At 66.8% G+C, this 7,697-nt stretch carries 7 protein-coding genes and 1 tRNA gene; 6 read left to right on the top strand and 2 right to left on the bottom strand.

Annotated features, from left to right (window positions below):
• Positions 1-61 precede the first annotated feature (61 nt).
• A tRNA-Leu gene (locus AAG799_RS12530) sits at positions 62-148 on the top strand.
• Positions 149-159: 11 nt separating this feature from the next.
• Here the strand turns inward: AAG799_RS12530 and AAG799_RS12525 are convergent.
• On the bottom strand, positions 160-777 hold the full coding sequence (locus tag AAG799_RS12525; RefSeq protein ID WP_341896337.1) for a hypothetical protein: 618 nt from the start codon (positions 775-777) through the stop codon (positions 160-162).
• A 163-nt stretch (positions 778-940) separates the two neighbouring features.
• On the opposite strand from AAG799_RS12525, the gene AAG799_RS12520 reads away from it, so the two are divergent.
• Positions 941-1,627, top strand: a complete 687-nt coding sequence (locus AAG799_RS12520) for a PadR family transcriptional regulator (protein ID WP_341896335.1) — start codon at positions 941-943, stop codon at positions 1,625-1,627.
• Between the two features lie 34 nt (positions 1,628-1,661).
• The gene (locus AAG799_RS12515; protein WP_341896333.1) at positions 1,662-2,015 is read left to right on the top strand and encodes a DUF3861 domain-containing protein; all 354 of its coding nucleotides are present in this window, start codon (positions 1,662-1,664) and stop codon (positions 2,013-2,015) included.
• 108 nt (positions 2,016-2,123) lie between these two features.
• On the opposite strand, the gene AAG799_RS12510 is transcribed toward AAG799_RS12515, so the two are convergent.
• Complete coding sequence (locus tag AAG799_RS12510; protein ID WP_341896331.1) at positions 2,124-2,621, bottom strand: PAS domain-containing protein; 498 nt, start codon at positions 2,619-2,621, stop codon at positions 2,124-2,126.
• 241 nt (positions 2,622-2,862) lie between these two features.
• On the opposite strand from AAG799_RS12510, the gene AAG799_RS12505 reads away from it, so the two are divergent.
• The 3 genes from AAG799_RS12505 to AAG799_RS12495 are packed head-to-tail and all read left to right on the top strand — an operon-like array spanning position 2,863 to position 7,696.
• Positions 2,863-3,852 (top strand): HlyD family efflux transporter periplasmic adaptor subunit, encoded by a 990-nt coding sequence (locus AAG799_RS12505; RefSeq protein ID WP_341896329.1) that lies wholly within the window; start codon positions 2,863-2,865, stop codon positions 3,850-3,852.
• A complete protein-coding gene (rbbA, locus tag AAG799_RS12500; protein WP_341896327.1) occupies positions 3,849-6,569 on the top strand; it encodes a ribosome-associated ATPase/putative transporter RbbA in 2,721 nt (906 codons plus the stop codon). The genes AAG799_RS12505 and rbbA overlap by 4 nt, the downstream gene beginning before the upstream one ends.
• Entirely contained in the window at positions 6,566-7,696 is a 1,131-nt protein-coding gene (locus AAG799_RS12495) for an ABC transporter permease (RefSeq protein WP_341896325.1), read from the top strand. Before rbbA ends, AAG799_RS12495 begins: the two co-directional genes overlap by 4 nt.
• Position 7,697 lies beyond the last annotated feature (1 nt).

The raw sequence follows: 7,697 nt of genomic DNA, 5'->3' as shown, positions 1-7,697 counted from the left end.
CCCTGTATTGCAGCCCGACAATTGACCCCGGCACCCCCTGCCGCGTAGACAGAAGGCGCCTGCCCGCTTGGCGGAATTGGTAGACGCACGGGACTTAAAATCCCGAGGCCGCGAGGCCGTGCCGGTTCGAGTCCGGCAGCGGGCACCAGCCTTTCCTTCTCACATCGGCGGCACCAGCCCGTCGCGGCCCACGGTGATGCGGTCGGCGCTGTAGCTGCCATCGGCGCCCTTTGTGGCCAGCACCAGCACATGGTTGCCGGGTTTGACCAGGGCGCGCTCGCCGGGCGCGAAGGCCACCACCGGCACGCCGGCCGGCACCAGCACCTGCTTGTCGCCGCCGGGCCAGGTGAGGGTCAGCATGCGACCGCGCGCATCCGCCCGGGCCGCCATCACGGTGCTGACAGTGGCGTTGGTCATGGTGCTGCCGGAGCCCGCGCCGCCGCCATCCCAGGGGCGATGGCCTTCGCCGGCGCCGCGCTGCGCCTCGGTGAAGATATGCACCTCCAGCGCCACCAGTGTGCCATCGGGCTGCGGCATCGCCGCCGTGCCGATATAGCTGTTCGGCCTGATCGCATCGAGCGTGGCTGGCACCAGCGCGGTGACGGTGGCGGCCGGGCTGAGTGCGAGTTTGATCTTCTCGCCCTCGCGCGTGGTGAGGCCGACCATCTGGCCATCGACGCTGTCGATCTGCGCGCGCAGGCGGCGCGGCGCGTCCTGCGCCGCCAGATCGGTGACGGCGAACACAAGCAGGGCGCAGGCGGCAAGCAGGATTTTCATCGGGTGACCGTTTGACTGGATGAGCAGGCAGCCAGTCTCGCTGTCGGCTCGGCAGGGGCAACACACGTTGTGTTGAGGCAGATTTCATCACGCCTGTGGAAAACACCTCTTGACCTGCGATATCGCAAACCATATCTTAAGATATGTCAAATGAGGCTATCGAATGAGCGAGTATCTAATGAATCCCAATATTATCAATGCCTTCCGCGAGCATCGCTGCATGCACAAGGGCGGCGGCCGGCGCCATTTCCGTGGCCGCCTGGCGGCGGCCCTGTTCAGCTCCGGCGATGACAGCCTGGGCGGGCATGGCTTCCGCGCCAGCCGCGTGGTCTCGGCCGCCGATCTGCAGCTGCTGATCCTGGTGCTGCTGGAAGAGCGCCCGCGCCATGGCTACGAGATCATCAAGGCGCTGGAGGAACACACCTCGGGCTTCTATGCGCCCAGCCCCGGCGTGATCTATCCGGCACTGACCTATCTGGAAGAGATCGGCCATACCAGCGTGGCGGCCGATGGCGCCAAGAAGCTGTACAGCCTGACCCAGGCCGGCCGCGACTATCTGGCCGAGAACCGCGTCAATGCCGACACCATGATGGCGCAGCTGGCCAAGATCGGCGAGCGTATCGCGCGCGCCAAGCAGTTCTTCCGCGGCGGCAGCGCTGCGGTCGAGGAGGATGACATGCGGCGCGGTCGTCATGGCCACCATGGCAGCGAAGACCCGTCGTCCTCGCTGCGCGCCGCGCGCCACCACCTGAAAGCTGCGCTGTTCGACAAGGACGATGCCTCGCCCGAGGAACAGCGCCGCATCATCGACATCCTGGTGCGCGCCGCCAAGGAGATCCGCGGCCAGTAGGCCGCACCAGCAAATGCAGTGCGGGGGGGCGCTGATGGGCAACATTGACTCCGGCGACATCGCCTGGAAAGGACATATCATGCGGGGACACCGCTATCGCGTTACCATCGAGCATGTCGGCACGCCGCGCGAGGGCGTGGAAATCCAGCCGGCGCTGAGCTTCGAGACGATCAATCACGACGAAATCATCGGCATTGTCGCGCGCATCCGCGCCAGCGGCCAGTATGCCGAGGACGAGGCGGCCTCGCTCGGCATCGGGCTCAAGCTGTTTTCCGAAGTGATGCTGAAGCGGCGCGACGATCCGCTGTTTGCCGCCGTGCAACCGGCGATCCGCGCCTTCATCGGCGGCCTGAAAGAGCGTAACCGCGCAGCCGTGGCCCCGGCGTAACGCCGGCCGGCACAAGACCGGAAACGTCCGGGGCGGCTTCGCAGCGCTGCCTCGCAATGCGCTGCCGCCCCGGTGCCCCCCTCGGCGTCCGGATCGGGAAAACAGTGGCTATTGCACCACCAGAGTGTCGTCTGCCAGCGCCACCGGCTGTAAGGGCATGGTGATGCCCAGGATGGCATCAACCGTGACGCCGTCGCTGGCGATCGGCAGCATCAGGTTTTCGATCTCGCGATCATTCGAGACATAGGTATCGGCTTCCTGCTGTGCGGCACCGCGGCGCCAGGTCGGCATGCCATCGCGCGCGGTGGCAATCAGGCGGCTGCGGTTGGCAGACCAGGCCTGCGGCCGGACTTCATCATACCAGCTGTCGCCGACAGTGCAGCCGATCAGGCTGGTGAATGCGGCGCCGGCCATCCGGTAGCGGAAACGCCAGGGATTGCGATCAACATCGAGCAGCCACAGATGCGGCAGGAGATCTGTCAATCCGGGGCATTCGAGCAGCTGACGCGTCGGTAGCCGGCCATCGGTGCTGCAGGAGCGCAACCAGTGATACAGCAGGTGCCGGACTTGCGGATGCCAGTCATCCCCGCTTTCGGCCGCGCGCACGACATGCCAGCTCCCGCGCAAAGCGGCGGGCAGGGACAGAGTGGGTATGAAAACGGGATGTACCATGAGGAAGCCGGACCCTAACGATCCCGGCCAGCTTCTGCGCATTACTTTCCGGTTATGTCACGACAGCATCTGCACGCCGGATCACTTGATTTATCGCAATGCGGCAAAGCGCGGTGTTGCCCAAGCTGCGGCCAAGCCGGCGGGACTTGGCCAGGGCTTGTGATGAGGACGAGTGATGCGGCGTTGGATTCTGGCAGTTCTGGTGATCGTCGCCGCGGTCGGCGCCGGCTCGTGGTACCTGCAGCGCGGCCGTGCGGTGCTGCCGCCAGGCTTTGCTTCGGGCAATGGCCGCATTGAGGCCAACGAAATCGACATCGCCACCAAATATGCCGCGCGTATCCTGGAAATCCGCGTCGATGAAGGCGATCTGGTCAAGGCCGGACAAATTCTGGCCCTGCTGGATACCCGCGATCTGGCGGCCCAGCTGCGCTCGGCCGAGGCGCAGATCGCGCAGGCTCAGCAGCAGCGCAACCAGGTGCTGGCCGAGATCCGCCAGCGCCAGAGCGAACTGACCCTGGCGGACAAGGAACTGCAGCGCACCCTCGTCCTCTCGGGCAAGAATTTCGTTTCCGAACAGAAGGTCGACCAGCAGCGCAACATCCGCCGCACGGCCGAAGCCGCGCTGGCCGCCAGCGAGAGCAAGCGCGGCAGCGCCGATGCGGCAATCAAGGTGGCCGAAGCCGAAGCCGACCGCATCCGCGACCTGTTGCAGGACGGCACGCTGACGGCGCCGAAATCCGGCCGCATCCTGTTCCGCCTTGCCGAAGTGGGCGAAGTGCTCGGCACCGGCGGCAAGGTCGCCACGCTGCTCGACCTGTCCGATGTCTACATGACCTTCTTCCTGCCGGCACCGGCGGCCGGTCGCGTCGCCATCGGCTCGGAGGCACGGCTGCTGCTGGATGCGGCGCCCGGCCTGGCGGTGCCGGCGCAGGTCTCCTTCGTCTCGGCCCAGGCGCAGTTCACGCCGAAACAGGTGGAAACCCGCAGCGAGCGCGAACGCATGATGTTCCGCGTCAAGGCGCGCGTGCCGCAGCAGCTGGTGCAGCAGCATCTCGACCAGGTGAAGACCGGCCTGACCGGCATGGCCTATGTTCGTCTCGATCCGCAGGCGACCTGGCCCGCCTGGCTCGAGTCCGACCTGACACGGAAATCGACGGCGCCATGACAGGCGGTGGCCTGCTGATCGATTCCGTCAGCCACCATTACGGCAAAGCCATCGCCCTGCAGGATGTGAGCCTGTCGATTGCACCGGGTGCGACGCTGGCACTGGTCGGCCCCGACGGTGTCGGCAAATCGACGCTGCTGGCGCTGGCGGCCGGCGTGCGCCGGCTGCAGCAGGGCCGCATCCTGGCCCTGGATGCCGATCTGGCCGACCGCCGCGCGCGTGATTCCGTGCAGCCGCGCATCGCCTATATGCCGCAGGGTCTGGGCCGCAACCTCTATGCCGGCCTCACCGTGCGCGAGAATATTGCCTTCTTCGCCCGCCTGTTCGGCCATGACCGCGCCGAGCAGGCGCGGCGCATTCCGGCTTTGCTGGAGGCCACCGGCCTCGCCCCCTTCGCCGACCGGCTGATGCAGAAACTGTCGGGCGGCATGAAACAGAAGCTCGGCCTGTGCTGCGCGCTGGTGCATGACCCGGACCTGCTGATCCTCGACGAGCCGACCACCGGCGTCGATCCGCTGTCGCGCCGGCAGTTCTGGGACCTGATCGATACCATCCGCCAGGGTCGGCCGCAGCTTGCCCTGTTGGTCGCCACCTCGACGATGGACGAGGCCGAGCGCTTCGATCATGTCGTGCTGCTGGATCGCGGCCGCATCCTGGCATCCGGCAGCCCGGCAGCGCTGAAGGCGCAGACCGGGCAGCCGGGTCTGGAACCGGCCTTCATCGCCCTGCTGCCGCCGGAGCGGCGCGCGGGCCTGACGGCTGCTGCTGCTGCGGTGGCGCCGGGTGCCGGCGATGGGGAGCTGGTGATCGAGGCGCATGGCCTGACGCGCCGGTTCGGCGATTTCACCGCTGTCGATCACGTCGACCTGGCGATCCGGCGCGGCGAGATTTTCGGCTTCCTCGGTTCCAACGGCTGCGGCAAGACCACCACGATGAAGATGCTGACCGGCCTGCTGCCGGTCAGTGAAGGCGAGGGCCGGCTGTTTGGCCAGCCGGTGACGGCGCGGGATTTCTCGCTACGCCGGCGCATCGGCTACATGGCGCAGAGTTTCTCGCTCTATGGCGAACTGACGGTGCGGCAGAATCTGGTGCTGCATGCCGGCCTTTACGGGCTGGACGGCAAGGCCGCGGCCACGCGCATCCTGGCGCTGGCGCGGCATTTCGATCTGCAACCGGAACTGGAGACGGTGGCCGATGCGCTGCCGATGGGATTGCGCCAGCGCCTGTCGCTGGCGGTCGCCATCGTGCATGATCCGGAAATCCTGATCCTCGACGAGCCGACCTCCGGCGTCGACCCGGTGGCGCGCGCGATTTTCTGGCAGGAGCTGGTGCGGCTGTCGCGCGAACGCGGCGTCACTATTTTCATCTCCACGCATTACATGGCCGAGGCCGCGCGCTGCGACCGCGTCGCCTTCATGCATGCCGGTCGCCTGATCGGCACCGGCACACCGCAGGAGCTGCAGGCGGCGCAGCAGGCCGCCAGCCTGGAAGACGCCTTCATCGCCTATATGGAACTGGGCGGCCGCAAGGCCGAGGCGATCGTGACGAGCGGCATCGCCGCTGCCGCAATGGAAAGCACGCCGCCGCGTCGCGGCCTGTTTTCGCTGCAGCGCCTGCTGGCCTATGCCTGGCGCGAAGGGATCGAGCTGATGCGCGATCCGATCCGGCTCGCCTTCGCGCTGGGCGGCACCCTGCTGCTGATGCTGATGTTCGGCTATGGCATCACCTTCGATGTCGACCGCATCACCTTTGCCGCCCTGGACCGCGATGCCACGCCGGAAAGCCGTGCCTATGTCGAGGCTTTCTCCGGCTCGTCGTATTTCCAGCGCCAGAGCGATCTGCCGGATGGCGATACGCTGCTGCAGCGGCTGCGCGGCAACCGCATCGTGGTGGCGGTGGAAATTCCGCCCGGCTTCGGCGCCGACCTGCGGCGCGGCCGCCAGGCCGATGTCTCGGTCTGGATCGACGGCGGCATGCCGTTCCGCGCCGAGACCGTGGAGGGCTATGTCAACGGCGTGCATAATGGCTTTCTCGCCGACCTGGCGCGGCAGCAGGGCGCCAGTCTGGTGCAGCCGGCCACCGTGGTGCCGCGCTTCCGCTACAACCAGGCCTTCCGCAGCCTGGATGCCATGGTGCCGGCGCTGTTTGCCATGATGCTGATGCTGATCCCCGCCATCCTGGCCGCGCTGGGCGTGGTGTCGGAACGCGAACGCGGCTCGATCACCAACCTTTACGTGACGCCGGTGCGCAAGATCGAATTCCTGCTCGGCAAGCAGCTGCCCTATGTCGCGCTGGCCTATGTCAACGTGCTGCTGCTGATCGCCATGGCGGTGTTCGTTTTCGGCGTGCCGCTGAAAGGCAGCCTGATCGGCCTGCTGCTGGGCGGCCTGTTCTATGTGCTGGCCAGCACCGCGATCGGCCTGTTGACCTCCTGTTTCACATCGAGCCAGGTGGCGGCCCTGTTCGGCACCGCCGTGCTCACCATCATGCCGACGGTGCATTTCTCCGGCCTGCTGCAGCCGGTCTCGACCCTGCAGGGCGGTGCGCGGCTGATCGGCTCGCTGTTTCCCGCCACCTATTTCCTGCGCACCAGCGTCGGCGCCTTCACCAAAGGCCTGGGCTTCACCGACCTGTTGCCCTTCATCCTGTCGACGGCGGCCTTCTGGCCGGTTCTGCTGGCCATGGCCTGGCTGTTCCTGCGCAAGCAGGAGGCATGATGCGGATGCCCTCGCTGCGTGCCGTGCTGCTGCTGGCCGGCAAGGAAATCACCAGCCTGTTCCGCGACCGCGTGCTGTTCGCCTTCATGCTCTATGCCTTCAGCCTGATGGTCTATGCCCAGGCCACCGGCACCTCGCACGATCTGGTGCGCGCCTCGCTCGGCATCATCGACGAGGATCGCTCGACGCTGTCCGAACGCATTGCCGAGGCTTTTATGCCGCCGCGTTTCCAGGCACCGGTGGCGGTGGCGCCCGATGCGGTCGATCGCGCTATGGACCAGGCGCGCTTCACCTTCGTGCTGAACATCCCGCCGGATTTCCAGGCCGATGTTCAGGCCGGTCGCCGGCCCGAGCTGCAGCTGCTGATCGATGCCACGGCGATCATGCAGGCCGGCATCGGCAGCAGCTACATCCAGTCGATCGTCGCCGGCGAGATCGCGCGCTTCCTGCATCCCGGCGCCAGCAGCACCGATGCGGTGCGCCTCAACCTGCGCATTGCCTTCAACCAGACGGTGGAATCCACCTGGTTCACCGGTGCGATGGCCCTGCTGCAGGTGATCAACATGCTGGCGATCCTGCTGACCGGTGCGGCCGTGATGCGCGAGCGCGAGCGCGGCACGCTGGAGCATCTGCTGGTGATGCCGGTGCATGCCGCCGAGATCATGCTGGCCAAGATTCTCGCCAATGGCGGCGTGATCCTGCTGCTGTCGATGGCCAGCCTGCTGGCGGTGCTGCAGGGCCTGCTGGGCATGCGGATCGCGGGGTCGCTGGTGCTGTTTTTCGCTGAGACGGCGGCCTTCATCTTCGTCGCTGCCGCGCTCGGCATTGCGCTGGCCACGCTTGCCGGCTCGATGGCGCAGTTCGCCCTGCTGTTCATGCTGGTGCAGATGCCGATGCATCTGCTGTCCGGGGCGCTGACGCCCCTGGAAGCGATGCCGGACTGGCTGCAGATGGCGGTGCAGCTGCTGCCGACCAAGCATTACGTGGCATTGACCCAGGCGATCCTGTCGCGCGGCGCCGGTCTGGAGACCGTCTGGCCGGAGACGCTGGCCATCCTCGCCATGGGCGCGGGCGCCTTCTTCGTCAGCCTGCTGCGGTTCCGCCGCTTCCTCAGCCTGCAGCAGTGAT

This window comes from Ferrovibrio terrae (assembly GCF_943371255.1).
Classification (GTDB): domain Bacteria; phylum Pseudomonadota; class Alphaproteobacteria; order Ferrovibrionales; family Ferrovibrionaceae; genus Ferrovibrio; species Ferrovibrio terrae_B.
This window is presented reverse-complemented; position numbering and strand designations above follow the sequence as displayed.